Here is a 26143-nt window from a genome sequence, read left to right as displayed (position 1 = left end):
GCCGTTGCCCGGCATCGGCTTTCGCCGAAGCCGGAGCCGACCGCCGCGATCGCGACGCCGGGACCGGCGCGGATGCCGGTGCTCGCGCCCGCGCGCGGAGGTTCGCGCGGTTCCGGCCGGGACCGATAAGCTCTCGCCCATGACCGACAACGCGCTGCTCGAGGGCCCCATCCACGCTGTTCACGTCGAGCTCGGAGCCACCTTCGCGCCGTTCGGCGGGTGGGAGATGCCCGTGCAGTACGGCGGCACCGTCGGCGAGCACACCGCCGTGCGCACCACGGTCGGGCTGTTCGATGTCAGCCACCTCGGCAAGGCGACGGTCGCGGGCCCCGGCGCGGCGGCGTTCGTGAACTCGGCACTGACCAACGACCTGGCCCGGATCCGCCCCGGCAAGGCCCAGTACACGCTGTGCTGCGCGGCCGACGGCGGCGTGATCGACGACCTGATCGCCTACTACGTCAGCGACGACGAGGTGTTCCTCGTGCCCAACGCCGCGAACACCGCGGCCGTCGTCGCCGAACTGCGCAAGGTGGCGCCCGATGGCGTCACCGTGACCGACGAACACCGCGACTACGCGGTCTTCGCCGTACAGGGCCCCAAGTCGAGCGAGGTGCTCGCCGCGCTCGGCCTGCCCACCGACATGGAGTACATGGCCTACGCCGACGCCGACTGGGACGGCCGCCCGGTGCGGGTCTGCCGGACCGGCTACACCGGCGAGCACGGTTACGAGCTGCTGCCCCGCTGGGCCGACGCCGAGGCCGTGTTCCGCGCCCTCACCGCGCAGGTCGTCGCCGCGGGCGGACAGCCGGCCGGGCTGGGCGCGCGCGACACCCTGCGCACCGAGATGGGCTACCCGCTGCACGGCCACGAACTGTCCCTCGACATCACCCCGAACCAGGCCCGCACCGGCTGGGCCGTCGGCTGGAAGAAGCCGGAGTTCTGGGGCAAGGCGGCGCTCGAGCAGGAGAAGGCCGACGGCCCGCGCCGCACGCTGATGGGGCTGAAGGCGCTCGATCGCGGCGTGCTGCGACAGGGCCAGACCGTGCTGCGTGACGGCGAGCCGGTCGGGGAGACCACCTCGGGGACGTTCTCGCCGTCGCTGAAGGTCGGCATCGCGCTGGCCCTGCTCGACACCACCGCGAAGCTGGAGCCCGGCGACGAGGTGGAGGTCGACGTGCGCGGGCGCAGGCTGCGCTGCGAGGTGGTCAAGCCGCCGTTCGTCGACACCAAAACCAAGTAATTCCGCGCAATGGATAGGATCGCATCATGACAGTCGCTGCACAGTTCACTCGTATTCCGCATCCGGCGCCCGTTTCGGCGCAGCGGCGGGAAGAGGTACTGGCGGCCCCCGGTTTCGGGCGGTTCTTCACCGATCACATGGTGTCGATCGACTACGCCGACGGCGCGTGGGGCAACGCGCGCGTCGAGCCCTACGGCCCGCTCTCGATGGACCCGGCGACCATGGTGTTCCACTACGGGCAGGCGATCTTCGAAGGACTCAAGGCCTACCGGCAGCCCGACGGCAGCATCGCCACCTTCCGGATCGACGCCAACGCGGCGCGCTTCCGCCGCTCGGCCGCCCGGATGGCGATGGCCGAACTGCCGGAGGAACTGTTCGTCGAGTCCGTGCGTCAGCTGCTCGACGTGGACGCCGACTGGGTGCCCGCCGCAGGCGGCGAGGACTCGCTGTACCTGCGTCCGTTCATGTTCTCCACCGAGGCGGGGCTGGGCGTCAAGCCCGCGGCGGCCTACAAGTACCTGCTGCTGGCCTCGCCGGCGGGCGCGTACTTCCCGCGCGGCGTGAAGCCGGTGCGGGTGTGGCTGTCCACCGAGTACGTGCGCGCGGCTCCCGGCGGCACCGGCGAGGCGAAGGTGGCGGGCAACTACGCCGCCTCGCTGCTGGCCCAGGCGCAGGCCACCGAGAAGGGCTGCGACCAGGTCGTGTGGCTCGACGCCTGCGAGCGCCGCTACGTCGAGGAGATGGGCACCAACAACCTGTTCTTCGTCTACGGCACCGGCTCCGAGGCCCGGCTGGTGACCCCGGAGCTGTCCGGCTCGCTGCTGCCCGGCATCACCCGCGACTCGCTGCTCACCCTGGCCGCCGACTCCGGCTACCCGGTCGAGGAGCGCAAGGTCTCGGTGGAGGAATGGCGCAAGGGCGCCGAATCCGGCGAGATCAGCGAGGTCTTCGCGTGCGGAACCGCCGCGGTGATCACCCCGGTCGGCTGGGTCCGCTCGGCCGACGGCGAGTTCAGCATCGGCGGCGGTGAGCCCGGCGAGGTGACGATGGCGCTGCGCGACACGCTGACCGGCATCCAGCGCGGCACCTTCGCCGACACCCACGGCTGGCTGCGCACGGTCTAGGCACTCTCGACAAAAGGAGCGGGTCCCCCAGGGGACCCGCTCCTTTTTGTTCTGTCCGGTCAGCCCGGCATCAACGCTTGCCACTGCTGGAGGGTCTGCGGGCGCAGCACGTAGTTGTTGTCGCGGATCGAGGACAGCTCGGCGCTGGGCTCCTCGGAGTACCAGTGGCCGGGGTAGACGACCGGGTTGCCGTCGAGGGCGGCCAGGTGGCGCAGGCTGCGGAACATCTCGTCGGAGTCGCCGCCGGGGAAGTCGGTGCGGCCGCAGCCGTCGACGAACAGGGTGTCGCCGGAGATCAGGCGGCCGTCGAACAGGAAGCACTGGCTGCCCGGGGTGTGGCCGGGGGTGTGCAGTAATTCGATCTCGAGCGCGCCGACCTTCACCTTGTCGCCGTTGTCGTGGCCGGTCAGCTCGCTCGGGGCGATCCCGGTGGTCTGGGCGACCCAGTCCAGTTCGTGCTTGTTCACGTGCACCGCGACGCTGGTCTTCTCCAGCAGCTCACGCACGCCGCCGAGGGTGAAGCCGAGCATGGTGCCGCCGACATGGTCGGGGTGGTGGTGGGTGGCGAGGACGCCGGTGACGGTCATGCCGTCGGCGGTCGCGACGTCGACCAGGTCCGATGCCTGGTAGGCGGGATCGATCACGACGGTCTCGCCGGTCTCCCGGTCGCCGATCAGATACGCGAAATTGCGCATCTGCGTGGCGATCGGATCGCCGACGGCGTAATCCCGGCCGGACAGCAGCTGGCGGAAGTAGAGGCGCTCGGAAGACATGTCAACACTGTATTGCCACCGGTGTGCTGGGGGAGCACCCGAGTACCGATGAGCGGACGGTCTGTGCGACCACACAACGGCCGCCGCCCCGAACTTGTGACCAATGTAGGTTTCACATCCTCGGGTACTGGACTAACCCACGAGCGAGAACCCAACGGCCGCAAGTGAAACAGTGATCTCGACGACAGCGCCGAGCACGTCGCCGGACAGCCCGTCGAAGCGGCGGACGCAATGCCGGGTGAGCGGGACCGTCAGCGCGAGCACCGCGACGGCTACCAGCGGGCCGAGCCAGAGATTGGCTGGGACCGCGAACACCGACGCCGCGACCGCCAGGATCGGCCAGCTCAGCACCGGCGCGAGCGGCTGGGTACCCGCCACCAGCGTGCCGAAGCCGGAGTCGGGCGCCGCCCCGATGCCGCGACGGCAGGCGAGCACGACCGCGACCCGGCCCAGGGCCACGGCCAGCCCGATCGCGAACCACCGCTGCTCGTCGGCCAGCGCGGCGAAGGCGACGGCTTGGATCGCGATGGCGAAGATCAGCGCCGCCACCCCGAACGGTCCAGCGCCGCCGGACTTCATGATCTGCCGGGCCCGCTCGGGTGGGCCGTAGCTGCCCAGACCGTCGACGGTGTCGGCCAAACCGTCCAGATGCATGCCCCGCGTCAGCAGGGCCAGCAGCCCGACCGTGAGCAGCCCGGCCAGCAGAGTGGTCAGCCCGGCCGCTACCGACAGGCGCATCGCCGCGGCGGCCAGCCCGCCGAGCAGCAGACCGACCAGCGGGGCGAGCGCGATGGCGTGCCCCGCCGCGCGGCGGTCGACGGTGTCCGGCCCGGTGACCGGAAGGACGGTGAGCCAGGAGACGGCCAGGCGCACGCTGTTCACGATGTGCCGAGCGGCCGGAGCGAACGGGTGGCCGCCGGGAGTCCGGCTCGGCCATCGCCCGGCGCGCCGGTGCGGGTCGCGGGCCGGTACCCAGCGCGATGGCACGACCGGCCCGGCAGGGACGCCATCGACGCCGGGTTCACTTGCTCAGGTCGACGGAGTCCGGCTCGTCGGCGGTGCTGACGCCCGCGTCGGCGAAGGTCGACATCTCCGCGAGGGTGGCGACGGCGGCGCGCAGGATCGGCAGCGCGGTGAGCGCGCCCGAGCCCTCGCCAAGGCGCATATTCAGGTCGACCAGCGGCTCCAGGCGCAGGTGCTTCAGCGCCAGGTCGTGGGCGGGTTCGGTGGAGCGGTGCCCGGGCAGCCACCATTCCTTGGCGCCCGCGGCGAGGTCCTCGGCGACGAGGGCGGCGGCGGTGACGACGACACCGTCGAGCACGACCGGCGTCCGGCGGTTCGCGGCCTGGGCCAGGAACCCGGCCATGGCGGCGAAGTCGGCGCCGGCGGCGACCCGCAGCAGGTCGACCGGATCGGTGGCGACCGGCCGGGCCCGGCGCATGCCGTCGCGGATGGCGGCGACCTTGCGGATCCAGCCCGCGTCGTCGACACCGGTGCCGCGGCCGACGGCGGCGACCGGCTCGGTGCCGGTCAGGGTGGCGATCAGGACGGTGGCCGGGGTGGTGTTGCCGATGCCCATGTCGCCGGCGATCAACAGGTCGGCGCCCGCGTCGATCTCCTCGTCGGCGATCGCGCGGCCCGCGGCCAGCGCGGCGGCGACCTCGTCGTCGGTGAGCGCGTCTTCGCGGTCGATCGCGCCGCTGCCACGGCGCACCTTGTGCTGGGACACCGACGGATCGGTGTCACCGGCGACGGCGATATCGGCCACCCGGACCGTGGCCCCCGCGACGGCGGCGAGCGCGTTGACGGCGGCACCACCCGCCAGGAAATTCGCCACCATCTGCCCGGTGACCTCGCTCGGATACGCCGAGACGCCGTGCTGGGCGACGCCGTGATCCCCGGCGAACACCACGACCCTGGCCCGCTCGAACTGCCGGGGCGGGCACACGCCCTGGCAGGCCGCGATCCAGTTGCCGAGGGTCTCGAGCCGTCCCAGCGATCCGGCCGGTTTCGTGAGCTGCGTCTGACGCTGCTCGGCCGCCGCGCGGACCTGCGCGTCCGGGGCCGCGACCGGTCCGAATCCGTGTGTCACTTGCAAGCCTTTCGACAGGGGTGCCGGGTGTTCGACGCTCATCTTGCCCGGATCACGGTGTGTCGCGCCGACCGACCCGGCTCATTTCAGCCGGACCGGCAACCCGGCCACGATCAGGAACGCCTCGTCGCACACCCGCGCCAGGTGCTGGTTGAGCGTGCCGATCTCGTCGCGGAACAACCGGCCCGAGCGGGTCGCCGGGATGACACCCATCCCGACCTCGGGCGACACGATCACCAGCCGCTGCCGGTAGGACGCCACGGCCGCGACGAGCGCGTCGCAGTCGGGGGCGACGGTGCCGCGCGGGGCGTCCCAGGCGGCGCGGGCGTCGAGGCGGGCGGTGAGCCAGGTGCCGATGTCGTCGAGCAGCGTCGCGGGCGCGGCGGTGGTGAGAGCCGTTGCGGGCTCGGCGTTCTCGATGGTCGTCCAGTGCGCGGGCCGCCGGTCGCGGTGTCCGGCGATCCGGGCGGCGAAGTCGGCGTCGGCCGGATCGAGCACGGCCGTGGCCAGGTAGCGCACCGTGTCCGCGTCGGCCAGCAGGTTCTCGGCGAACGCTGACTTGCCGGAGCGGGCGCCGCCGAGGACGAGGGTGCGGACGGGCGCGGCGCTGGCTGACATGCCAGCACGGTAGCAATCAGTGGGCGCCGAGCGCGTCGAGGATCAGCGGGCGGGCGGTGGTGATCGACTGCTGCCAGTACGGCCAGGTGTGGGTGCCGGTGCCGAAATCGACCCGCGCCGCCACGCCGAGCGCGACGGCGCGTTCGCGGAAGACGCTGGCCGCGATCAGCGCGAACGCCTCGATGCCCGCCGCGTTGATCGTGTTGCCGACGCCGTTGGGCACGTCCAGCGGGCCCGGGACGCCGTTGCCCGCCGTGACGTAGACCGGCAGCCCGCGCAGCCGCTCGACCTGGACGGTGGCGTCGTTGCGGCTCCACGCGGGATCGCCGGCGGCGCCCCACATGTCGTCGATGTTGTACCCGCCCTCGTCGAGCATGGCGGCGCGCATGGCCTGGTCCCACATCGGGGAGGCCGGGTTGAGGAAGCCGGAGAACGCTCCGGCGAAGCGGAACTGGTCGCGATGATGGGCGGCCAGGGTCAGCGCGGCATTGCCGCCCATGGAGACCCCGACGATCCCGTTGTTCGTGCGCGAGACGCCGTAGCCGGCCAGGAAATCCGGGAGCTCGCGGGTGAGGAAGGTTTCCCACTTGTAGGTCGTGGCTTGCCGATTGGTGCTGCTCGGGCGGTACCAATCGGTGTAGAAGCTGGAGTGCCCGCCGACCGGGAACACCAACGTCACGTCGTCACCGGCGAACCGGCGCAGCACATCGGTGTCGGTGGTCCACTGGCTGTGATCGGCGGGCGCGCGCAGTCCGTCGAGCAGATACAGCGCCGAACTGCCGCCCCGCGCGGCCCACTGCACCTGCACCCGGACCGGTCCCATGCTCGACGGCACGACCAGCTCTTCGAAACCCCCTGCGGGAGCGCGCATCACCGGCGCGGTGCGCGGTCCGGCGGCGGCCGTGGCCGTGCCGATCGACGACAGGACCACGACCGCCGTGGCGACCGCCAGCGCTCTTCTCAACACCGGCCAAGCTGACCAGCCGCACGATCCCGGGGTCAAGCCGATTCCGCAGGTCGACGACTCCACGGTGCCCGGGACTGTGCGGCCTCACAGCCGCCGGATCAGCCGGTCCGGCGGGCCGAGTGATACGGGCGGCAGTCGGTGATGGTCCGGCCGTCGTCGCTGAATTCGAGGAATACCCGCCAGAGTTGGCGCACCCGATGATCGGCCCACAGACCGCGGGTCGGGGTGATGCGGTAGAACACCTGCTGGCCCTCGTCGGGGAGTTTGACGTTGTCGTAGAGGGACAGGTCGGCCAGCCACGGGAACTGCTCGAAGCTCAGGGTGACCGCCCGCTGGATCTCGGCGGGATCGGTGACCAGGGTCGCCCGGCCCTGGATCTGCACCGAGCGGATCTCGCCGCGCCCGGCGAACCCGCCGGGCGGCAGATGGCTCACCACGTAGCCGACATTCGGATTGTGCTGCATCTGCGCGTGTTTGCGATTGAACTGGAAGGTGTGCATGTAGGCGATGAGGCCGTCGGCGGCGATGTGCATGGCGGAGGCCGACGGTGCGCCGTCGGCGTCGACGGTGGCCAGCGCGGCGAGTTCCTCCGTGCGGAGCAGGTCGGTGATGGCGTCCTGGACGGCGGCGATGTCGGGTTCGTCGCGGCTCACGGCGCACCGATCCCGAGGTCGGCCAGCACGGCGAGGGCGGCGGCCCTGGCCCCGCCGGTGACGCCCTGGCCGGGATGGGTGGACGGCCCGACGAGGTAGAACCCCTCGGCGGGCAGCCGGTAGCCCATGTTCGGCAGCGGCCGGAAGCCCATGAACTGGAACAGCTGGCAGCCGAAGTGGCCGGGATCGCCGTCCACCCACGCCTCGTTGTAGCGGGCCATGTCGAGCGGGCTGTGCACCACCCGGGCCAGGACCTGGTCGGGTCCGATATTGGTGGTCATGGCCGCGAAGGTGGCGAAGACCGCGTCGAAGATCTCCTCCTTGCGGCTGTCCCAATCACCCTCGGCCAGCTCCATCGGGGCGTAGCCGAGCAGGTAGAGCGTGTGATGGGGAGCGGGCGCCCTGGTCGGGTCCCAGCGGGTGGCGGCCGAGATCGTCGGGATGGTGTGCACCGGCTCGCCGTATTTGAGTTGGTCGAAGGTGCGCAGCAGGTCGGGCAGGTCCAGCGCGACCTCCTGGAAGCCGGCGTCGGTGACCTCGGGCCCGGCGTGGAACTCGGGCGCCTCGCTCAGTACCAGGTGACCGGCGACGAGGCGGAAGCTCGCCGGCTTGATCCGGTCGACCTTGCGTTCCCACTCGGCGCCGAAGCGGTGCTCGACCAGCGCGGGCAGCTGCTTGATGTTGAGGTCGGCCAGCACGGCGCGGCGCGCGGTGTACTCGCTGCCGTCGGCGCAGCGCACCCCGGTGACGCGGTCGCCGTCGAAGTGGAACCGCTCGACCTTCGCGCCGGTCCGGACGCTGCCGCCGTACTCGCGCAGCGCCGCGGCCAGCGCGTCGGACAGCGACTGCGAGCCGCCGACCGCGAAGCCCATCCCGTAGCGGTGGATGAACGGCACCATCAGCAGCAGGAACGCGCCGGTGCCGCCCTCGTCCGGCGCGATCAGCAGCTCCGAGACCCACCGGCACAGCGCCGCTTTGACTTTCGGATGATCGAACCATTCGTGGCAGACGTCGAGGTAGCTCATCATCAGCACCCGCATCGTCTCCTGCCCGATCTCGGACTGCTCCAGCTGCGCGAACAGCGCGCCCAGCGGTGCGGGTGGGGTGAACATCGCGGGCAGCAGCTGGTCGAGCAGCGGGCTGGCGAATTCGTAGAACCGCACGTAGTTCTCGGCATCGGCGGGGGAGATCCGCGCGATCGTCTCGGCGGTCTTGTGCACGTCGTGGTGGAAGGCGATGTAGTCGCCGTCGGGGAACACCACCGACATGCTGGGGTCGGGGTAGACGTAGCTCAGGCCGTGCCGGGCGAGCAGGCCCAGCTCGTCGTCGCGGATCATCGGGTTGCCGTGGATGAAGATGTGCGCGGCGGCGTGCAGGTCGTGCCGGTGCCCCGGCAGAGTCACCGCCTCGCTGACGACGCCGCCACCGATCTCCGGCTTCGCCTCCAGCACAACGACATCCAGACCGGCCTTGGCGAGGTAGGCGGCCGCGGTCAGGCCGTTGTGGCCGGCCCCGACCACGATCACATCGTGTTCAGGCATGCTGGGCCCCCAGTCCGAAGCCGCCGTCGATGTCCCAGATCGAGCCGGTGACGAAACCGGCCCCGGCGGAGTCGAGCAGGGTGAGCACCGGCGCGGCCACCTCGTCGGCGGTCGCGATGCGCTTGATCACGTTGGTGGCGACGACGCCTTCCTCGAGCCCGGGGATCGCCACGGCGCCCGCCCGGAAGCCCGGCGTCTCGGTGATCCCGGCGCACACGCCGTTGACCCGGATACCCATCGGGCCCAGCTCACTCGCCCACGTCGGCACCAGATACTGCAGGGCCGCCTTGGTGGCGCCGTAGACGCCGGTGCCCGGCCCCGGCTTGCGGCCGATGGACGACGAGATCACCGCGATCGCCGCCCCGGACTGCTTGGCCAGCGCCGGTGCCGCCGCGGCGACCGTGGCGATGGTGCCGCGCAGGTTGACATCGATGACGCGGTTCACCTCGTCCATGGGCTGGGCAAACACCACGCCCGGAATCAGGATCCCGGCATTGCACACCAGCAGGTCAAGCCCGCCGAATTGCCGCTCGGCGTGGTCGACGGCCCGGTGCGCGGTCTCCGGGTCGGCGATGTCGCCGCTGATCCACGCCGCGGCGGGGCCGAGCGCGCCCGCGGCCTCGGCCAGCGCCTTCTCCCGGCGCCCGGTGAGCACCACCTGCGCGCCCTCGGCGACCAGTGCCGCCGCGATCGCGTAGCCGATGCCTTCGCTCGATCCGGTGATCAGAGCGGTCCTACTGTCGAATCGCATGGTTCTCCTGTGTTGAGCCGGTCCGGCGCCACTGCACGACGCGGCCGTTGTCGGGGGAGGTTCGGAGGGTGAGCAGGCCGTCGGCCAGCTCGGCGAGGCGGACCTGTTCCGCGCCCACCCAGTCGGCGCGCGAGCTGACCAGGATGTGGTGGCGCAGCACGCCGTCGTCGATGCGCCACCGGCCCGCGTAGCCCATGTAGCCGGGCTCGCCCGGACCGGTGCGCATCATGGCGACCGAGAGATGGCCGCACGCGGTATAGGTCAGGAAACCGGCGGGCTCGGGGCCGAGCGGGCCCGCGATCGGCGCGCCGCCCGCGCCGGTGTCGTGGAAGGACGCCAGTCGCCAGGTGCCGATCAGGTCCTCGGAGCTGGGCACGGGCTACCGCCAGCCGCGAGGATCGCGAAATCTGCTGTAGGGCAGCTCGGCCGGCCGCGCCGAGAGCGGCTCGTCCGGCTCGTCACCGGCCAGGAAGGCGACGGCGACGGCCGCGATCACGTCTTCGCTCAACTCGAACCCGGCCTCGGCCGGCGCTGCGTACTCGGACATCGGTGTGCTCCTGAACTACTGGGGTGGGTTGCCGTGTTTGCGGACGGGGGGTTCGGCGTGCTTGGCGCGCAACATGTTCAGCGATCGGATGAGGACCGCCCTGGTGTCGGCCGGGTCGATCACGTCGTCGACCAGGCCGCGCTCGGCCGCGTAGTAGGGGTGCATGAGCTCGCGCGCGTAGCGGGCGACGAGCTCGGCTCTGGCCGCGGCGGGATCGTCGGCGGCGGCGATCTGCTTGCGGAAGACCACGTTCGCCGCGCCCTGGGCGCCCATCACCGCGATCTCGTTGGTCGGCCAGGCCAGGGCCAGATCGGCGCCGACACTGCGCGAATCCAGCACGATGTAGGCGCCGCCGTAGGCCTTGCGCAGCACGATCGAGATCCGCGGCACGGTCGCGTTGCAGTAGGCGTAGAGCAGCTTGGCGCCGTGCCGGATGATGCCGCCGTGCTCCTGCCCGACCCCGGGCAGGAATCCGGGGACATCGAGCAGGGTGATCAGCGGGATGTTCATCGCGTCGCACATCTGGACGAACCGCGCGGCCTTCTCGCTGGCGGCGATGTCGAGCGTGCCCGCCAGGCACTGCGGCTGGTTGGCCACGAAACCGACGGTGTGGCCGTCCATCCGCGCCAGCGCGATGACGACATTGGCCGCCCAGCGCTCCTGGATCTCCAGATACGCGCCGTCGTCGGCGATCTCGGCGATCACCGCGCGTACGTCGTAGGGCGTGGTCCCGGTCTCGGGGACGAGCTCGGCCAGCGCCGGGCAGCGCCGCTCGACCGGGTCGTCGGTCGGCACCACCGGGGGCAGCTCCCGGTTGTTCTGCGGCAGGAACGACAGCAGGTAGCGGACGTCGGCCAGGCAGCCCGCCTCGTCGTCGTGCACGAAGTGCGCGACCCCCGAGCGTTCGGCGTGCACGTCGGCACCGCCGAGGCCGTCGCGGGTCACCGTCTCCCCGGTGACGGCGGTGACGACATCGGGCCCGGTGATGAACATCTGCGCCGTGCCCCGCACCATCAGCACGAAATCGGTCAGCGCGGGCGAGTAGGCGGCCCCGCCCGCGCACGGCCCGAGCATGACGCTGATCTGCGGAATGACCCCCGAGGCCGCGGTATTGCGCCGGAAGATGCCGCCGTACCCGGCCAGTGCGGCGACCCCCTCCTGGATCCGCGCGCCCGCCCCGTCGTTCAGCGAGACCAGCGGCGCGCCCGCGCTGATCGCCAGATCCATGACCTTGTGGATCTTCTCGGCGTGCGCCTCGCCGAGGGCGCCGCCGAAGATCCGGAAGTCGTGGGCGTAGACGAACACGATCCGCCCGTCCACGGTGCCCCAGCCCGCGACCACGCCGTCGGTGTAGGGCCTGCTGTGCTCGAGGCCGAAGCCGGTGGCCCGATGCCGGCGCAGCGGCTCGAGTTCGGTGAACGAATCCGGATCGAGCAGCAGCGCGAGGCGTTCGCGCGCGGTGAGTTTCCCCCTGGCGTGCTGTCGCTCGGTGGCGGTGGGATCCGGGCCGGTCGCGGCCAGCTCCTTGCGTAGGCGCAGTTCGTCGAGCCGGGGGATGTCGCCGTCGCCGGCGGGCAGGAACGGGAGCGTGTATTCCTCGGTCACAGCGGTGTCCTCTCTCCGTCAGGCCGCGGCCCGGTCGAGCAGGCAGGTTTCGAAGAAGGCCAGCGCGCTGGTGTGATACGCGCGGGCCGCCCAGCCCAGGCTGATGTTGTGGCCCGCGCGCGGCACCCTGGTCAGGCCGCGCCGGGGCGCCCCGCGCAGCATCGCGACCAGGTCGGCGAGCGCGGCGTCGTCGGTGCGCCACCACCGTTCCTGCTCGGCGAAGCTGAACCGCACCGGGATCCGGATGCGATCGGCCAGCTCGGCGAAGGTCTGCGGCCAGGCCGCCGCGTCGACCAGCTCCTGGATCGGCGGCGAGTCGACCGTCGCGCCCGCCCGGGCGAAGGTGCCGGGCGGGTAGAGCTGGAGGTCGCCCCAATTGCGTTGCCAGGCTTTCGATTCCAGCGAATCCTCGGCGTAGAGGTGACCGCAGCCGGAGACGTCGACACCGAGGAAGGTGGTGTCGTCGGTGGCCAGGGTGAGGGCCAGCTTCCCGCCGAAGGAGTGCCCGAGCAGGAAGACGCCGGCCCCGATCTCGTTGCCCGCGGTGAAATCGGCCAGCCCCGCCCGGATCGTCTCGGCCTGCTCGGCCAGCGACTGCCCGTCCGGCAGGGCGTCGGCGGAGTCGCCGTAGCCGGGCCGGTCCAGCGCCAGTACCGCGTAGCCGAGCCGGGTGGCGGTGCTGAGCAGCGAGACGTCCGGATGGGCGCGTCCGTGGAAGTAGCCCGCCGACATCCCCGCCCCGTGCAGGGCCAGGACGGTCGCCCGCGGCAGGGCCAGGGCGGGCGTGCTGAGCAGTCCGGACAGCGGAATCCCGGCCGCGTCCACCGTGATCCGGTGCACGCCAGGGGTCAGGACCGCCGAGCGCGCCTCGGCGGAGCTCATGACCGGTCCTCGGCGAAGGTCTTCGCGTGCCGCAAGGTGGCCAGGCTGTTGGTGCTCAGCGCCCGCTGCACGTACGCCCGCGCGGCGGCGACATCGGCGTCGGGACCGAGCACGGCGGCGATGTTGTCGGTGTTGAGCACCACGCTGTGCTGCGAGGACACCGCCACGCCGTCGGCGTGCGGCCGCACGGTCCAGTAGCCGGTGTGCAGCGTCATCAGCGCGGGCATGGTGATCTGCTTGTAGGCGATCGTGTGGTGCGGCAGGACGATCCGGTACGACATGGTGCGGTGCTGGGAACCGTCCACCGCCACGGTGTCCATCGCCAGCGACTGCATGCCGGGCCCCGGCTCGATCAGCTCGACCCCGGCCACGTGCGGGAGCCGCTCCGGCCACAGATGCGCGTCGCTGATGAACCCGAACACGTCCTCGGCGGTGCCGGCGACCGCAACGGTGTCCTCGAACGAGAACGCGGCGTCGGCGCCCGCGTCCCCGAGCTCGATGCTGCGTTTGAGCGCGGCCAGCTCGGTGCGCGAATTGCGGTCGACCACCTGATCGATCCAGCCGAGCTGATCGGCCGAGACCGCCTCGTAGTCGTGCAGCAGACGCACGTGGCTGTAGTTCTCGGTGAGCGTGTCGACGATCCAGGTGCCGCCCATCGCCGCGATCGGCGGGCTGCTGACCTCCTGCCGGAAGTCGATGCGCCGGTGCTCGGGATCGAGCACCCGCCGCGACACCCAGTGCTTGACGCTGTCGGCCGCGGTGGCCCAGATCCGGATGCGCTGGTCGCGCTCGTCGTTGTCCAGGTAGTCGGCGAAGATGGTGGGCGGGAACAGCTGTGGCCAGTTCTGCACGTCGGCCAGCAGGCGGTAGACGGTGTCGGCGGGCGCCGCGATCTCGATCGAGTGCTCGGCGCGGCCGGTGCCGGAGGTGGTCATGATCGTTGCCTCTCAGTAGTTCCCGAGTCCGCCGCAGACGTTCATCGCCTGGGCGGTGATGGACGCGGCGGTGTCGGAGGCCAGGTAGCCGACCAGGCCGGCCACCTCCTCCGGGGTGCAGTAGCGGCCGAGCGGGATCTTGGCGGTGAACTTCGTCATCACCGCGTCCTCCGAGGTCTGCTGCAGCGCGGCGTAGTTGCGCCGGACCTGCTGGGCCATCGGCGTTTCCACATAGCCGGGGCACACCGCGTTGACGGTGATCCCGGTCGGCGCGAGCTCGTTGCCCAGGGCCTTGGTGAAGCCGACGACGCCGTGCTTGGACGCCGAGTACGGCGCGCCGAGGACCACCCCCTGCTTGCCCGCGGTGGAGGCGATGTTGATGATCCGGCCGCGGCTGCGGTGCCGCATCCCGCCGGTGTTCAGCACCTCCCGCGTCATCCGGAAGACACTGTTGAGGTTGGTGTCGATGACGTTGTCCCAGATCTCGTCGAGCAGGTCGGCGGTGACCCCGCCACCGCTGATGCCCGCGTTGTTGACCAGCACGTCGACCGGGCCGAACCGGGTGGTGGCGGCCTCCACGAACTCGCGCACCGAGTCCCCGGAGCGCACGTCGACGGCGCTGCCCGCCACCTCGAGACCGGCTTCGTGCAGCTGCTTGACGGTGGTGGTGACGTTCTCCGCTGTCCGGGCGCCGAGGTAGACCCGGTGCCCGTTCGCGGCGAGCAGCCGGGCGACGGCCAGCCCGATCCCGCTGGTCGCGCCGGTGACCACTGCGTGCGATTGCGACATGACGACTCCTGCTCAGGGGGTGCGGACGGGGAGGAGGGCGTTCACCGCGGCCAGGAAGGCGCGCGGCGTGGTGGCTTCGATGACGGTCGAATCGTCGAGCGTCACCCCGAATTCGCGTTCGACGCGGCTGGCGGTCTCGAGCATCGCGAGCGAGTCGTAGCCGAGGTCGTCGAAGGTCAGGTCGAGGATGCCCGTGTCCAGGTCGACGTTCTCGGGCTCGCCGGAGCCTTCGAGCAGGATCCGGGTCAGGTCGTCGAGGGTGAATGTCATGGGAGTGCCCTTCCTTCGGGAGCGGTGAGAACCATGGCGGCGTTGAAGCCGCCGTAGCCGCGGGCCAGGACGAGGGCGGCACGCATCGTCGCGTGCCGCGCCCCTCCGACCACCAGGTCCAGCGGTGTGCCGGAGTTCGGTGCGACGTTGATGGTCGGCGGGATCGTGCCCGCCTCGATGGCGAGCAGCGCGGTGGCGACGTCGAGCGGTCCCGCGCCGGAATACAGCCGTCCGGTCATGGTTTTCGGCGCCGTGACCGGGACGCCGCGGTGGCCGAAGACGGCGGTGATCGCCTCGGCCTCGATCCGGTCGGGCTCGGGCAGGCCCGCCGCGTCGGCGAACACCACGTCGATGTCGTCCGGGCCGAGCCCGGCGTCGGCGAGCGCGCGCTCGATCGCGGCGCGCAGGCCGGGCTCGCGACCGGTGTGTGGGGCCGGGTCGAAGGTGGCCGCGTACCCGGCGATCTCGCCGTAGCTGCGGGCCCCGCGCGCCGTGGCCGCGTCGGCGGATTCGAGGATCAGGATCGCGCCGCCCTCACCGGGGACGTGCCCGGCGGCCCGCTCGTCGAACGGCAGGTAGGCGGTGGCGGGGTCGGTGCCGGTGTGCAACTGCCCGCTGGTCCACAGCGCCGCCCAGCCCCACGGGCACAGCGTGGCGTCCATCGCACCCGACACCATCAGCGCGGTCCCGCGCCGAATCTGCCTGCGGGCGTGCGCGATCGCGTCGAGCCCGCCGGCCTGGTCGCTGACCACCACGCCGCTGGGCCCTTTCATCCCGTGCCGAATGGAGATCTGCCCGCTGTTGACCGCGTAGAACCAGGCGAAGGACTGGTAGGCGCTGACGAAGCCGCTGCCCTTGCTCCACAGATTGCCGAGCTCCTTCTGGGCGAACTCGAAGCCGCCCGAGGACGCGGCGGTCAGCACACCCATGTCGAAGTCGGCCATTGCGGCGGTGTCGACCCCGGCGTCGGCCAGGGCCCACTCCGCGGCGACCAGGGCCAGCCTGGTCACCTGATCGGTCTGCGGCAGCAGCCGATTCGGCAGGTGCGCCTTGGGATCGAAGTCGTCGATCTCGCCCGCCAGGGTGGCTGGATAGCCGGCCGGGTCGAACCGGGTGAGCCGGCCGATGCCGCTGTGGCCCGACCGCACCGCGTCCCAATACGGGCGCGTGCCGAGGCCGTTCGGCGCGGTGATGCCGAGGCCGGTGACGACGGTCCTGGTGTCCTCGCGTACCGCGCCGCTCATGCCGGGGCTCCTGTCGGGGTGGTGAGCACCATGGCGCTCTGGAAGCCGCCGAAACCGCTGCCGACGGTGAGCACCGTGTCGGTGCGGTGCTCACGGGCGGTGAGCGGCACGTAGTCCAGATCGCATTCGGGATCGGGGGTGCGCAGATTCGCTGTCGGCGGCACCACGTCGGCGCCGATCGCCAGCACCGAGGCGGCGATCTCGATGGAGCCGATCGCGCCGAGCGAATGCCCGACCATGGATTTGATCGAGCTCACCGGGGTCGCGTAGGCGTGCGCGCCCAGGCTGCGCTTGAACGCCGCGGTCTCGTGCCGGTCGTTCTGCTTGGTGCCCGAGCCGTGCGCGTTGATGTAGTCGATCGCGTCGCCGGGCAGTCGTGCCTCGCGCAGGGCCACGCGGATGGCCTCGGCCATCTCCACGCCGTCCGGCCGCAGCCCGGTCATGTGATAGGCGTTGGCGCGGGTGGCGTAGCCGGCGATCTCGGCGTAGATGTGCGCCCCGCGCCGCCGGGCGGCCGAGAGTTCCTCGAGCACGAACAGGGCGGCGCCCTCGCCGAGCACGAAGCCGTTGCGCGAGCCGTCGAACGGGCGCGAGGCGGACTCGGGCTCGTCGTGGCGCGGGGTGGTCGCCTTGATCGCGTCGAAGCAGGCCATGGTGATCGGCGAGATCGGCGCGTCCGAGGCGCCGGTGATCATGACGTCCACCGACCCTTCGGCGATGAGCTGGGCGGCGTAGCCGACCGAGTCGAGACCCGAGGTACAGCCGGAGGACACCACCGTGGCCGGGCCCTGCGCGCCGACGGCGTGGGCCACCTCGGCGGCGAACGAACCGGGCGACAGATGGTGGTAGAGGTGCTGGTCGGCGTACTTCTGGTCGACCAGGTGCAGCCGTCCGCCGTTGCTGATCACCCGGTAGTCCTGCTCCAGGCGCATGGTCGCGCCGACCGCGCTGCCCAGCGCCACCCCGATCGCGTACGGGTCGATCGCGTCGAGCTCGAGCCCGCTGTCGGCGACGGCGCCGCGCGCGCCGACCACGGCGAACTGCGCCGCCCGGTCGAGCCGGTGCACCTCGTGCGGGGTCAGGCCGTGCTGCTCGGGATCGAAGTCGACCTCGGCGGCGACCCGGGACCGGAACTGGTCGGGATCGAAGAAGCTGATCCGCCGGGTGGCGGTGCGGCCCGCGGTGAGCAGTTCCCAGAACTGCTTGGTGCCGACTCCGCCGGGGGCGATCACCTCCATGCCGGTGATGACGACGCGCCGGGTGTTCATCGTGCCTCCCAGTGGTAGAAGCGGTGCGCGACCGCGTCGGCCGGCTTGCGCCAGGTGGCCGGGTCGTATTTGTCGATCAGGGGGTCGAGGTCGTCGCAGATCTGGATGAAGCGCGGGTCGGCCTGCTTCCAGGCCTGCGCGATCACTTCGCCGCCGTCCGGGGTCTCGAAGTCCTGCAGGTGGAAATAGACGCCGCCGCAGGCGAACAGCTGCCTGCGCCGGGTGCCCATCCGGTGCGGCACCTCGGTGGTGTCGAAGTCGGCGAACAGCCGGGCGACCCGCGGACGGCGCGACGGGACGAGCCGGTTCACCACGAGCGTGCTGTACATCGCCGGGTGCACCGGGCCGGGCAGCCAGTGGTAGTACCGCTCGGCCATCGGCACGGCGGCGTCGAAGACGGTGACCTCGGTGCCGAGATCGGGGCCGTCGGGGACACCGGCCAGCGGTGCGTCGCTGTCGACGACGTGCACGAGCAGGTCGGTGTGATAGTGGAACAGCTGGCGCCGCACGATTTTCGCGTCCGGGGCGGGCGCCGCCGCGTCGTAGTCGGCGTAGGCGGCGGCCAGCCGGTCCCGTGCCGCGGTGGTGGTCGTCCGGGCGACCGTGACTGTCGTATGCATCCGGTGTCGGCTCCTCTGCGTCAGCTGTTCTGGATGCGGCACAGCACGGCGCCGGTGCCGATGCTGCGGCCGATGTCGGTGATCAGGCCGACCACGGTGCCCGCCTTGTGCGCGGTCACCGGCTGCTCCATCTTCATGGCCTCGATCACCGCGATGAGCTGGCCGGAGGTGACCGAATCACCCTCCGCGGCAGCTACTTTCACCAGCGTTCCGGCCATCGGAGCGGTCAGGGAGTCGCCGGACGGCGCCGTCGCCACCGCCCGGGCGACGCGGGCGGCGGGACGGGTGGCGGCCCTGCGGCCGCGCACGGGCAGGGTGACCTCCACGCGCCTGCCCCTGACCTCGAGCACCACCGTCTCGCGCGGCGCCGGGTCCTGGGGCGCCACACCGACGCCGTCGAACGGCGCGAGGGTGTTGTCGAAGTCGGTCTCGATCCAGCGGGTGTGCACCCGGAACGGCGCGTCGGTGAAGGCCGGGTCGGTGACCAGGGCCCGATGCAGCGGCAGCACGGTCGCGATGCCGTCGATGCCGAACTCGTCGAGCGCGCGAGCGGCGCGCTGCAGGGCCTGGGTCCGGTCCTCGCCGGTCACGATGAGCTTGGCCAGCAGCGAATCCCAGTTCGCGCCGACCACGCTGCCCGCCTCGACCCCGGAATCGACCCGGACCCCCGGCCCGCTCGGGGTCCGGTAGCCGGTGATCGTGCCCGGCATCGGCAGGAAGCCGCGACCGGGGTCCTCGCAGTTGATCCGGAACTCGATCGAGTGACCACGGCTCGGCGGATCGGGGTAGTCGAGCAGGCCGCCATCGGCCAGGCGCAGTTGTTCGCGCACCAGGTCGATGCCGGTGACCTCCTCCGAGACCGGGTGCTCGACCTGCAAGCGGGTGTTGACCTCGAGAAACGACAGGGTGCCGTCCGCGCCGACCAGGAACTCACACGTCCCGGCGCCCCGGTAACCGGCTGCGCGCAGGATGGCCTTGGACGCCGTGGCGAGCGCGTCGCGCTGGTCGGGGGACAGGAAGGGCGCCGGCGCCTCCTCGACGAGCTTCTGGTGCCGCCGCTGCAGGGAACAGTCCCTGGTCGACACCACGACCACGGTGCCTTCGGCATCGGCCAGGCACTGGGTCTCCACATGGCGCGGCGCGTCCAGATAGCGCTCGACGAAGCACTCCCCGCGCCCGAACGCCGCCTCCGCCTCCCGCACCGCCGAGGCGAAGCACTCGGGGATCTCGGCGAGGGTCCGGGCGACCTTCAGGCCGCGACCGCCACCGCCGTGCGCGGCCTTGATCGCGACCGGCAGCCCGTGTTCCTCGGCGAAGCGCACGACCTCCGCGGGATCGGCGACCGGCCCCGGGCTGCCCGGCACGATCGGCGCGCCCGCGGCGACGGCGATCCGGCGGGCGGTCACCTTGTCGCCGAGATCGCGGATCACCGCCGGCGGCGGTCCGATCCAGATCAGCCCGGCCGCCAGCACGGCGGCGGCGAAATCGGCGTTCTCGGAAAGGAATCCGTAGCCGGGATGCACCGCGTCGGCACCCGCGGCCCGCGCCGCGGCGAGCACGGCGTCGATGCTCAGGTAGCTCGTCTGCGCGGTGTCGCCACCGAGTGCGTAGGCTTCGTCCGCGGCGCGGACATGGACGGCGTCGCGATCGGGATCGGCGTACACCGCGACGGCGACGAGGCCGGCGTCCCGGCACGCCCGCGCGATCCGGACGGCGATCTCACCCCGATTGGCGATCAACACTTTTCGCATCGTGTCTCCTGAAAGTTGTTGGCGCTCTTCGGTAATCGTGGACATCGCAGATCACCACGCGATGAACGGCGATTCCGGGAATCTTCAGGAGCTGTGCCCGGACCCGCCCGATTCCGGCGGATCTCGTCCAATTCCTCCCGGCTCGTTCAGATTCGGCTCCGCCCGGTTGCCCGCGCGTGCCGCCGGCCGTACGATCGCGCGCCGTCGTGCGGCCGGCCGGGCGTTCGCCAGCGGTCGCCAATACATGGCTTGCCATGTATTCTTGCGGTAGCCGCAGATCAATGACGATGGAAGGTGGGAATGGAACCGCTCGAGACGCTACCGATGGATCGGAGCACCTCCCTGGGGTACGTGATCAACCATCTCGCGCGGCTCATGGAACAGGCGCTGCGCGACCGCATCGCCGGGCACGGTGTGGTGCCGGGGCAATTCGCACAACTGCTCGCACTGTACGAGGAGGAGGGGATCTCGCAGCTCCAGCTCTGCGAGAAGGTTCGTATCGACCAGTCGACGATGGCCCACACGCTCAAGCGGATGGAACGTGACGGCCTCATCGAACGCACCGCCGACCCCGAGGACGGCCGGCGGGCGCTGATCTACCTCACCGACCGGTCCCGCCGGCTCCGCACCGCGCTGATCGCGGCCGCTCGGGAGGTGAACGACATCGCGACCGCGGGATTCCCGGATGTTCGCGGGGACGACTTCATCCGCATGGTTCGACAGGCGATCGGCAACCTCGAGGCCGATCGGACCACATGACCATCGAAGAGAGGTAAACCATGCTCTCCCGCATCCATCCCATCGCGGGCACGATCGGATTGCTCACCATCCTCACCTTCTGGACCTCGACAGTGGTGACCGAGCTCAGCGGGTCGAAGGACGCGATCATCGCGGTGAAGCAGGCCATCCCGTGGGCCCTGCCCATCCTGGTCCTCGCGCTCGCCGCCACCGGCGGCACCGGGTTTCGGCTAGGCGGGACGTCGACGATGCCCGCCATCGTCGCGAAGAAGCGGCGGATGCCGTTCATCGCGGGCAACGGGTTGCTCGTGCTGATCCCGTCGGCGATCACCCTGGCCGTGCTGGCGGGCCGCGACGAGTTCGGGCCGCTGTTCTACAGCGTGCAGGCGCTCGAACTCGTCGCGGGCGCGGTCAATATCGTCCTCATGTCACTCAATATCCGCGACGGCCTGCGCATCACCGGCCGTTTCCGGTCACCGGATCAGGTGACCTCGAACGCTACCGTGGGTAGCGACGAATCTCAGGGATAGAAAATGAACGACACCAGTCTCCGTGCCGAACTCGAAGCCTTGCGCGCGGAAGTCCGGGAATTGCGCGACCATCGAGAAATCGCCGCGCTGTTCGACACCTTTTTCTTCTTCGAAGATCGTAAATCCATGGATGACGCCTGGGCGGAATCCATTTTCACCGACGATGTATTGCTCGAATTGCCACCCGAGGATTATCGCGGCATCGCGGGCATCGCCGCGCACATGACCTATGTCGTGAATCTCTTCGGCCCGACCCATCACACCACCACCGATTGTCATGCCGATATCGACGGCGACACCGCCGCGGTCCGGCTGAACCTGACCGCGACGCACAAGCACGTCGTCGCGGGGGAGCCGCCGCTGCTGGTCTGGGGCCATCTCGACGCCGACGTCCGGCGGACCGCCGTGGGCTGGCGGATCGCCAGGATGAAGTTCATCAAGGTGCTGCGCACCGGCGAGGCCCCGCCCGGATTCGCCTTCGACGAGAACCTCAACGTGGTCGCGGTGAGCTGACCACACGGCAGCCGCCGGCTCGATCCGAGCCGGCGGTTTTCGCCGTGCCCGGCTCAGTCCAGCGGCATCAGCTTGAAGCCGACGCCACGCACCGCCACGATCCAATCGCTGGCGCCCAGCTTGGCCCGCAGGCTGCTGACGTGCGTGTCCACGGTGTGCTGCGACCAGGACCCGTCCCAGACCTCGCCCAGGATCTGCTTGCGCGCCACCACGATTCCGGGCCGCCGCGACAGCATCAGCAGCAGGTCGAACTCTTTTCTGGTGAGCGTCAGCTGGCGGCCGTGCAGCGTGGCCTCCCTGGCCGCCGCGTCGATGCGCAAGGCGCCGCAGCGGGTGGCGGGCGGCGCGCTCTCGGCCTGGGGGCACGCCCGTCGCATGAGCGAATCGATGCGCGCGACGAGTTCCCTGATCCCGAACGGCCTGGCCAGGTAGTCGTCGGCGCCCGAGCGCAGGCCGAGCACGCAGTCCAGTTCGGAATCGCGGTCGGTGACCACGATGATCGGGACCGGGTGGCGGGCCCGGATCGAACGGCAGACCTCGAAGCCGTCGTAATCGGGGAGATCGGGGTCGAGCAGGACCAGATCGGCGCGGTCGAACAGTTTCAGCGCCATTCTTCCGGTATCGACGGTGGCGACTTGATGGCCGTAGCGGGGGAGTTCGCTGTCGAGTGTGCCGACGGCATCCGAACCCGCCGCGATGAGAATTCGCCAGGACCGTTCCACCATCATGTGCCGGGGTTCGGGAAAACTGGGCGCGAGGTCGATATCGGTTTCCCGAAGGTCACTGCTACGCATGGCTCGAATACCCCCACCGTCCTGGGCATCGAAATGCCGCACCGACGACCACACTGCTACGGGCGGCCGGTATTTCACCTGTCCTTGTCAGGGTAGCCGACTCTATGTGTTCGCGCACTGTGGCGTTCGGCGCCATTCTTTCGAAAAAGTGCCCGGATCGGTATTCCACAAATCCGATAACGGACGGTCGTTCAAGTCGTGGCGCCGAAGCGGCGGCGATATTCGGTCGGGGCGATACCGACCTGGCGCTGGAAGTGGTGCCGCAGCAGGGCGCCGGAGCCGAAGCCGGACTGGTCGGCGATGTGTTCGAGCGGCATGTCGGTGGCCTCGAGCAGGTGCTTGGCGAACAGGACGCGCTGGGTGGTGAGCCACTTGACCGGGGTGGTTCCGGTCTCGGCGGCGAAGCGGCGGGCGAAGGTCCGGGTGGACATGCTCGACCTGGCGGCCAGCTCGTCGACGGTGTGCGGATGCGCGAGGTTCTCGGCGAGCCAGCTCAGCGTGGCCGACAGGCCCTCGGAGCGGCATTCGGGCACCGGCTGCTCGATGAACTGGCGCTGGCCGCCGTCGCGCTGCGGCGGCACGACCATCCGGCGGGCGATGCCGTTGGCCGCCGCGGTGCCGATCTCGCGGCGCACCAGGTGCAGGCAGGCGTCGATGCCCGCCGCGGTGCCCGCGCTGGTGATCAGGTTGCCCTCGTCGACGAAGAGCACGTCCGGGTCGACGGTCGCGGCGGGGAACTGCGCGGCCAGGATGTCGACGTAGCGCCAGTGGGTGGTGCACTTGCGCCCGTCCAGCAGCCCGGCCTCCCCGGCCAGGAAGGCGCCGGAGCAGACGGTCAGCACGATCGCGCCTGCGTCCGAGGCCGCGCGGACCGCCTCGACGACCCGCTCGTCGTAGCTGTGGCCGAGGGTGAAGGGGAAGGCGGGGATGGCGACGAGATCGGCGTGCACCAGCTCGTCGAGGCCGTACTCGGGCGTCACCGAGACGCCGGGGGTGGTGGAGCGCAGCGGCTTGCCCGGCGTGGCCCCGCAGACCTTGAAGTCGAAGCCGGGCAGGCCGTCGGCGGTGCGGTCGAGGCCGAAAACCTCACAGACGACGCCGAATTCGAACATGGCGAGCTTGTCGTTGAGGACGACGGACACCGTGGACAGCATCACTCCATGCTATCTGGCTGAATCTTTACGCACAATGACAGAACAGCCACTTTCGGCCGAAAACAGACGAGCGCAAAATTTCTGCCATGGTTACTTTCTTGATCGTCCTCGCCGCCATCATCGGACTCGCCGTTCTCATCGGTCGCGGCACCGCCGGATCGACCGGCGTCGTCGACCGTGACGCCCAGCGCATCGAAGCCGAACTCGCCGCCATCGCCGGCTACGCCACCAACATCCGGCCCGGCCTGCACTGAACGCGCGAATGCCGCCCCACCCGCGGGTGGAACGGCATTCGTGACAGGGGGAGAACTCAGACGGCGTCGCCGGGGCCGACCCGCGGCTTGGGGGCGCGCATCTTGCGGATCTGCGAGGCGCGCACGAAGGCGTACCAGCCCAGCTTGAAGCCGGTATCGGTGGTGTCGGGGAACCGCTCGATCACCCGGTTGTTCACGATCTTGCCGAGCACGAAGCCCTCGATGATCATGAACACCATCATCACCAGCATCGCCAGCGTCACGATGGTCTGCAGCCCGGGGGCCACGAACATCGACATGATCAGCACCAGCGCCATCGGCATGAACAGGCCGACCAGATTGCGGCGGGCGTCGACCAGATCGCGCACGTAGGCGCGGACCGGGCCCTGATCGCGGGGCAGCAGGTACTTGTCCTCGCCGGCCAGCATCCGGGCGCGGCGATCCTGCACGGCGGCGCGGCGGTCGGCCGCGGCGGCCTTGCGGTCTTCCTTGGAGCCCTTGGTGGCCTTGCGGCGGGCGCGGGCCTCCTTGGCGGTCATCGGGGCGGGCGCGACCGGGCCGCGCCGTTTGCCTTCGGCCTCACGCCTTTTCGGGGTCGGGCGACCCTTGCCCGGGGTGGTGGAAGCGGGTGCGGTGGCGGTCTGTTCGACGTCCGGCACCGAGGGGTCGACGGACTCGTCGATGGTGCTGGACTCGTCGCGACGGAACAATTTCACGTTCACCAGGCTATTCGATGGGCCCGGGCATCGGGAAATGCGGTCCGCTGTCCGGTGCGCGCGGTCTCATCGGCGCCCGGAGTGCGACCTGGATCACGCCCCGGTGGCGCGTACTGTGGGGTGAACCACCCAGGTCGAATCCACGCTGCGTGGCGGGGGTGGCAAAATAGGAATAGCAGCCGCCGCGATGGTGTTGAAATCAGTCGTGCGCTGTGCACCTGAGGTCCGTTCCGCGGGCCGGCCGACTTAGGAGTGTCCATGACTGTGCAGAACGAGACCGCCACCGAGACCCACGGTGCGACGCTGACCGACGCTGCCGCCGCCAAGGCGAAGGCGCTGCTCGACCAGGAAGGTCGCGACGACCTCGCCCTGCGCATCGCCGTCCAGCCGGGTGGCTGTGCCGGCCTGCGCTACCAGCTCTTCTTCGACGACCGCGTCCTCGACGGTGACATCGTCGTCGAGTTCTCCGGCGTGAAGCTCGCCGTCGACCGCATGAGCGCCCCCTACATCCAGGGCGCCTCGATCGACTTCGTCGACACCATCGAGAAGCAGGGCTTCACGATCGACAACCCGAACGCCACCGGCTCCTGCGCCTGCGGCGACTCGTTCAACTGATCTTTCGCGGCCACGCCACGACACGGTGTGGTTGCGCTGAGGTGAACCACCGGGGGTAGCGGCTTGCTACCGTTGAAGTCCGGGATCTGACGATCCCGGACTTCTTGCTTTCCGCGCCTAGTGTCGAAGGGGCCTCGCCTCGTGTCTGTTGCTGTGTCCGCGTCCATCGCCACCGACCACCTCATGCGTTTTCCCGGTAAGTTCGCCGATGTGCTGCTCGCCGATCAGCTCGATCATGTGTCCCTGAGTTTCCTCGTCGACGACCTGCAGATCCGCCGCGGCGGCGTGGCGGGCAACATCGCCTACGCGATGGGCCTGCTCAAGCAGCGGCCCGTGCTGGTCGGCGCGGTGGGCGCCGACTTCGCCGAGTACCGGCAGTGGCTGGAGTCCAACGGCGTCGACTGCTCGGCCGTGCACATCTCGGACAAGGCGCACACCGCGCGGTTCGTCTGCACCACCGACGAGGCGATGGCGCAGATCGCCTCCTTCTACCCGGGTGCGATGAGCGAGGCGCGCGACATCGATATCGCCGCGATCGCCGGCGCGCACGATGTCGACCTGGTGTTGGTCGGCGCCAACGACCCCGAGGCGATGGTGGCGCACACCCGCCAGGCCAAGGCCCAGGGCATCGCCTACGCCGCCGACCCGTCCCAGCAGCTGGCCCGCCTCGACGGCGAGCAGGCGGCCGAGCTGGTCGACGGCGCCGCCTACCTGTTCACCAACAAGTACGAGTGGGCGCTCCTACAGCAGAAGACCGGACTGAGCGAAGCGGAGATCACCGCCAAGGTCGGCATCCGGGTGACCACCCTCGGCTCCGAAGGCGTGCTCGTCGTCGACGCCGACGGCACCGAGGTGCGCGTCGGCGTGGTGCCCGAGGTGTCCAAGGTCGACCCGACCGGTGTCGGCGACGGCTTCCGCGCCGGTTTCCTCACCGCCCACCGCGCCGGCCTGAGCCTGGAGCGCTCCGCCCAGCTCGGCTCCCTGATCGCCGTGCTGGTCCTGGAGACCACCGGCACCCAGGAGTGGACGCTCAGCAAGGACGAGGCCGTCGAGCGCCTCACCAAGGCCTACGGCGCCGACGCCGCCGACGAGCTGTCGGTGCTGCTCTAGGCACGCAGAACCGAACGCCCCCTCGATCTTTCGACCGAGGGGGCGTTCG

The 26143-nt window shown here is 70.6% G+C and carries 30 protein-coding genes; 8 read left to right on the top strand and 22 right to left on the bottom strand.

Annotated features, from left to right (window positions below; all coding sequences use genetic code 11):
• Nucleotides 1-139: 139 nt before the first annotated feature.
• Nucleotides 140-1240, top strand: coding sequence for a glycine cleavage system aminomethyltransferase GcvT (gene gcvT / locus ACFYWJ_RS32115; RefSeq protein WP_355279989.1), 1101 nt, complete (start codon nt 140-142; stop codon nt 1238-1240).
• A 26-nt stretch (nt 1241-1266) separates the two neighbouring features.
• On the top strand, nt 1267-2364 hold the full coding sequence (locus ACFYWJ_RS32110) for a branched-chain amino acid aminotransferase (RefSeq protein ID WP_355279991.1): 1098 nt from the start codon (nt 1267-1269) through the stop codon (nt 2362-2364).
• A gap of 59 nt (nt 2365-2423) precedes the next feature.
• On the opposite strand, the gene ACFYWJ_RS32105 is transcribed toward ACFYWJ_RS32110, so the two are convergent.
• The 19 genes from ACFYWJ_RS32105 to ACFYWJ_RS32015 all read right to left on the bottom strand — a co-directional run bounded on the left by ACFYWJ_RS32105 (nt 2424) and on the right by ACFYWJ_RS32015 (nt 19670).
• Nucleotides 2424-3137, bottom strand: coding sequence for an MBL fold metallo-hydrolase (locus ACFYWJ_RS32105; protein WP_355279993.1), 714 nt, complete (start codon nt 3135-3137; stop codon nt 2424-2426).
• Nucleotides 3138-3269: 132 nt separating this feature from the next.
• Entirely contained in the window at nt 3270-4019 is a 750-nt protein-coding gene (locus tag ACFYWJ_RS32100) for an adenosylcobinamide-GDP ribazoletransferase (RefSeq protein WP_355279996.1), read from the bottom strand.
• 139 nt (nt 4020-4158) lie between these two features.
• Entirely contained in the window at nt 4159-5271 is a 1113-nt protein-coding gene (gene cobT / locus ACFYWJ_RS32095; protein ID WP_355279999.1) for a nicotinate-nucleotide--dimethylbenzimidazole phosphoribosyltransferase, read from the bottom strand.
• A 39-nt stretch (nt 5272-5310) separates the two neighbouring features.
• Nucleotides 5311-5847, bottom strand: coding sequence for a bifunctional adenosylcobinamide kinase/adenosylcobinamide-phosphate guanylyltransferase (locus ACFYWJ_RS32090; protein WP_355280002.1), 537 nt, complete (start codon nt 5845-5847; stop codon nt 5311-5313).
• Between the two features lie 16 nt (nt 5848-5863).
• Complete coding sequence (locus ACFYWJ_RS32085; RefSeq protein ID WP_355280005.1) at nt 5864-6811, bottom strand: alpha/beta hydrolase family protein; 948 nt, start codon at nt 6809-6811, stop codon at nt 5864-5866.
• Nucleotides 6812-6912: 101 nt separating this feature from the next.
• Complete coding sequence (locus tag ACFYWJ_RS32080; RefSeq protein ID WP_355280007.1) at nt 6913-7467, bottom strand: pyridoxamine 5'-phosphate oxidase family protein; 555 nt, start codon at nt 7465-7467, stop codon at nt 6913-6915.
• The gene (locus ACFYWJ_RS32075; RefSeq protein WP_355280009.1) at nt 7464-9008 is read right to left on the bottom strand and encodes an NAD(P)/FAD-dependent oxidoreductase; all 1545 of its coding nucleotides are present in this window, start codon (nt 9006-9008) and stop codon (nt 7464-7466) included. Before ACFYWJ_RS32075 ends, ACFYWJ_RS32080 begins: the two co-directional genes overlap by 4 nt.
• On the bottom strand, nt 9001-9759 hold the full coding sequence (locus tag ACFYWJ_RS32070; RefSeq protein WP_355280012.1) for an SDR family oxidoreductase: 759 nt from the start codon (nt 9757-9759) through the stop codon (nt 9001-9003). Before ACFYWJ_RS32070 ends, ACFYWJ_RS32075 begins: the two co-directional genes overlap by 8 nt.
• Nucleotides 9743-10135, bottom strand: coding sequence for a lipocalin-like domain-containing protein (locus ACFYWJ_RS32065; protein WP_355280015.1), 393 nt, complete (start codon nt 10133-10135; stop codon nt 9743-9745). The genes ACFYWJ_RS32070 and ACFYWJ_RS32065 overlap by 17 nt, the downstream gene beginning before the upstream one ends.
• A 3-nt stretch (nt 10136-10138) precedes the next feature.
• On the bottom strand, nt 10139-10306 hold the full coding sequence (locus ACFYWJ_RS32060; protein WP_355280018.1) for a hypothetical protein: 168 nt from the start codon (nt 10304-10306) through the stop codon (nt 10139-10141).
• Nucleotides 10307-10321: 15 nt separating this feature from the next.
• Entirely contained in the window at nt 10322-11911 is a 1590-nt protein-coding gene (locus tag ACFYWJ_RS32055; protein WP_355280021.1) for an acyl-CoA carboxylase subunit beta, read from the bottom strand.
• Between the two features lie 18 nt (nt 11912-11929).
• Nucleotides 11930-12793, bottom strand: coding sequence for an alpha/beta fold hydrolase (locus ACFYWJ_RS32050; RefSeq protein WP_355280023.1), 864 nt, complete (start codon nt 12791-12793; stop codon nt 11930-11932).
• Entirely contained in the window at nt 12790-13728 is a 939-nt protein-coding gene (locus tag ACFYWJ_RS32045) for an aromatase/cyclase (protein WP_355280026.1), read from the bottom strand. The genes ACFYWJ_RS32050 and ACFYWJ_RS32045 overlap by 4 nt, the downstream gene beginning before the upstream one ends.
• Nucleotides 13729-13740: 12 nt before the next feature.
• Nucleotides 13741-14517, bottom strand: coding sequence for a 3-oxoacyl-ACP reductase FabG (gene fabG / locus ACFYWJ_RS32040; protein WP_355280029.1), 777 nt, complete (start codon nt 14515-14517; stop codon nt 13741-13743).
• Between the two features lie 12 nt (nt 14518-14529).
• Nucleotides 14530-14787: an acyl carrier protein gene (locus tag ACFYWJ_RS32035; RefSeq protein WP_355280032.1), complete on the bottom strand. Its 258-nt coding sequence runs from the start codon at nt 14785-14787 to the stop codon at nt 14530-14532.
• Entirely contained in the window at nt 14784-16031 is a 1248-nt protein-coding gene (locus ACFYWJ_RS32030) for a ketosynthase chain-length factor (protein WP_355280035.1), read from the bottom strand. Before ACFYWJ_RS32030 ends, ACFYWJ_RS32035 begins: the two co-directional genes overlap by 4 nt.
• Nucleotides 16028-17299 carry a beta-ketoacyl-[acyl-carrier-protein] synthase family protein gene (locus tag ACFYWJ_RS32025; protein WP_355280036.1) on the bottom strand — a complete coding sequence of 424 codons (1272 nt, stop codon included), beginning with the start codon at nt 17297-17299 and terminating at the stop codon, nt 16028-16030. The genes ACFYWJ_RS32030 and ACFYWJ_RS32025 overlap by 4 nt, the downstream gene beginning before the upstream one ends.
• Entirely contained in the window at nt 17296-17919 is a 624-nt protein-coding gene (locus ACFYWJ_RS32020) for a TcmI family type II polyketide cyclase (protein ID WP_355280039.1), read from the bottom strand. The genes ACFYWJ_RS32025 and ACFYWJ_RS32020 overlap by 4 nt, the downstream gene beginning before the upstream one ends.
• Before the next feature lie 20 nt (nt 17920-17939).
• Nucleotides 17940-19670 carry a biotin carboxylase N-terminal domain-containing protein gene (locus tag ACFYWJ_RS32015; RefSeq protein ID WP_355280042.1) on the bottom strand — a complete coding sequence of 577 codons (1731 nt, stop codon included), beginning with the start codon at nt 19668-19670 and terminating at the stop codon, nt 17940-17942.
• Nucleotides 19671-20045: 375 nt separating this feature from the next.
• Between ACFYWJ_RS32015 and ACFYWJ_RS32010 the strand changes: the two genes are divergently transcribed.
• The 3 genes from ACFYWJ_RS32010 to ACFYWJ_RS32000 are packed head-to-tail and all read left to right on the top strand — an operon-like array spanning nt 20046 to nt 21451.
• Nucleotides 20046-20429: a MarR family transcriptional regulator gene (locus ACFYWJ_RS32010; RefSeq protein WP_355280044.1), complete on the top strand. Its 384-nt coding sequence runs from the start codon at nt 20046-20048 to the stop codon at nt 20427-20429.
• A gap of 20 nt (nt 20430-20449) precedes the next feature.
• A complete protein-coding gene (locus tag ACFYWJ_RS32005; RefSeq protein ID WP_355280046.1) occupies nt 20450-20938 on the top strand; it encodes a hypothetical protein in 489 nt (162 codons plus the stop codon).
• Nucleotides 20939-20941: 3 nt separating this feature from the next.
• Entirely contained in the window at nt 20942-21451 is a 510-nt protein-coding gene (locus ACFYWJ_RS32000) for a nuclear transport factor 2 family protein (RefSeq protein WP_355280049.1), read from the top strand.
• Nucleotides 21452-21504: 53 nt separating this feature from the next.
• On the opposite strand, the gene ACFYWJ_RS31995 is transcribed toward ACFYWJ_RS32000, so the two are convergent.
• Both ACFYWJ_RS31995 and ACFYWJ_RS31990 read right to left on the bottom strand, forming a co-directional pair.
• Complete coding sequence (locus tag ACFYWJ_RS31995; RefSeq protein WP_355280051.1) at nt 21505-22245, bottom strand: response regulator transcription factor; 741 nt, start codon at nt 22243-22245, stop codon at nt 21505-21507.
• 191 nt (nt 22246-22436) lie between these two features.
• Nucleotides 22437-23399 carry a helix-turn-helix domain-containing protein gene (locus ACFYWJ_RS31990; RefSeq protein ID WP_355280054.1) on the bottom strand — a complete coding sequence of 321 codons (963 nt, stop codon included), beginning with the start codon at nt 23397-23399 and terminating at the stop codon, nt 22437-22439.
• Nucleotides 23400-23485: 86 nt separating this feature from the next.
• On the opposite strand from ACFYWJ_RS31990, the gene ACFYWJ_RS31985 reads away from it, so the two are divergent.
• The gene (locus tag ACFYWJ_RS31985; protein WP_355280057.1) at nt 23486-23653 is read left to right on the top strand and encodes a hypothetical protein; all 168 of its coding nucleotides are present in this window, start codon (nt 23486-23488) and stop codon (nt 23651-23653) included.
• Nucleotides 23654-23709: 56 nt separating this feature from the next.
• On the opposite strand, the gene ACFYWJ_RS31980 is transcribed toward ACFYWJ_RS31985, so the two are convergent.
• Nucleotides 23710-24369: a DUF3043 domain-containing protein gene (locus ACFYWJ_RS31980; RefSeq protein WP_387163551.1), complete on the bottom strand. Its 660-nt coding sequence runs from the start codon at nt 24367-24369 to the stop codon at nt 23710-23712.
• A 258-nt stretch (nt 24370-24627) separates the two neighbouring features.
• On the opposite strand from ACFYWJ_RS31980, the gene erpA reads away from it, so the two are divergent.
• Nucleotides 24628-24984 (top strand): iron-sulfur cluster insertion protein ErpA, encoded by a 357-nt coding sequence (gene erpA, locus ACFYWJ_RS31975; protein WP_067496006.1) that lies wholly within the window; start codon nt 24628-24630, stop codon nt 24982-24984.
• Nucleotides 24985-25167: 183 nt separating this feature from the next.
• Nucleotides 25168-26094, top strand: a complete 927-nt coding sequence (locus ACFYWJ_RS31970; RefSeq protein WP_378833506.1) for a carbohydrate kinase family protein — start codon at nt 25168-25170, stop codon at nt 26092-26094.
• The last annotated feature ends 49 nt before the right edge of the window (nt 26095-26143 follow it).

This window comes from Nocardia sp. NPDC003269, from assembly GCF_042888005.1.
GTDB lineage: Bacteria > Actinomycetota > Actinomycetes > Mycobacteriales > Mycobacteriaceae > Nocardia.
The sequence above is the reverse complement of the archived record's forward strand: the minus strand, read 5'-3'. Positions and strand labels throughout refer to the sequence as shown.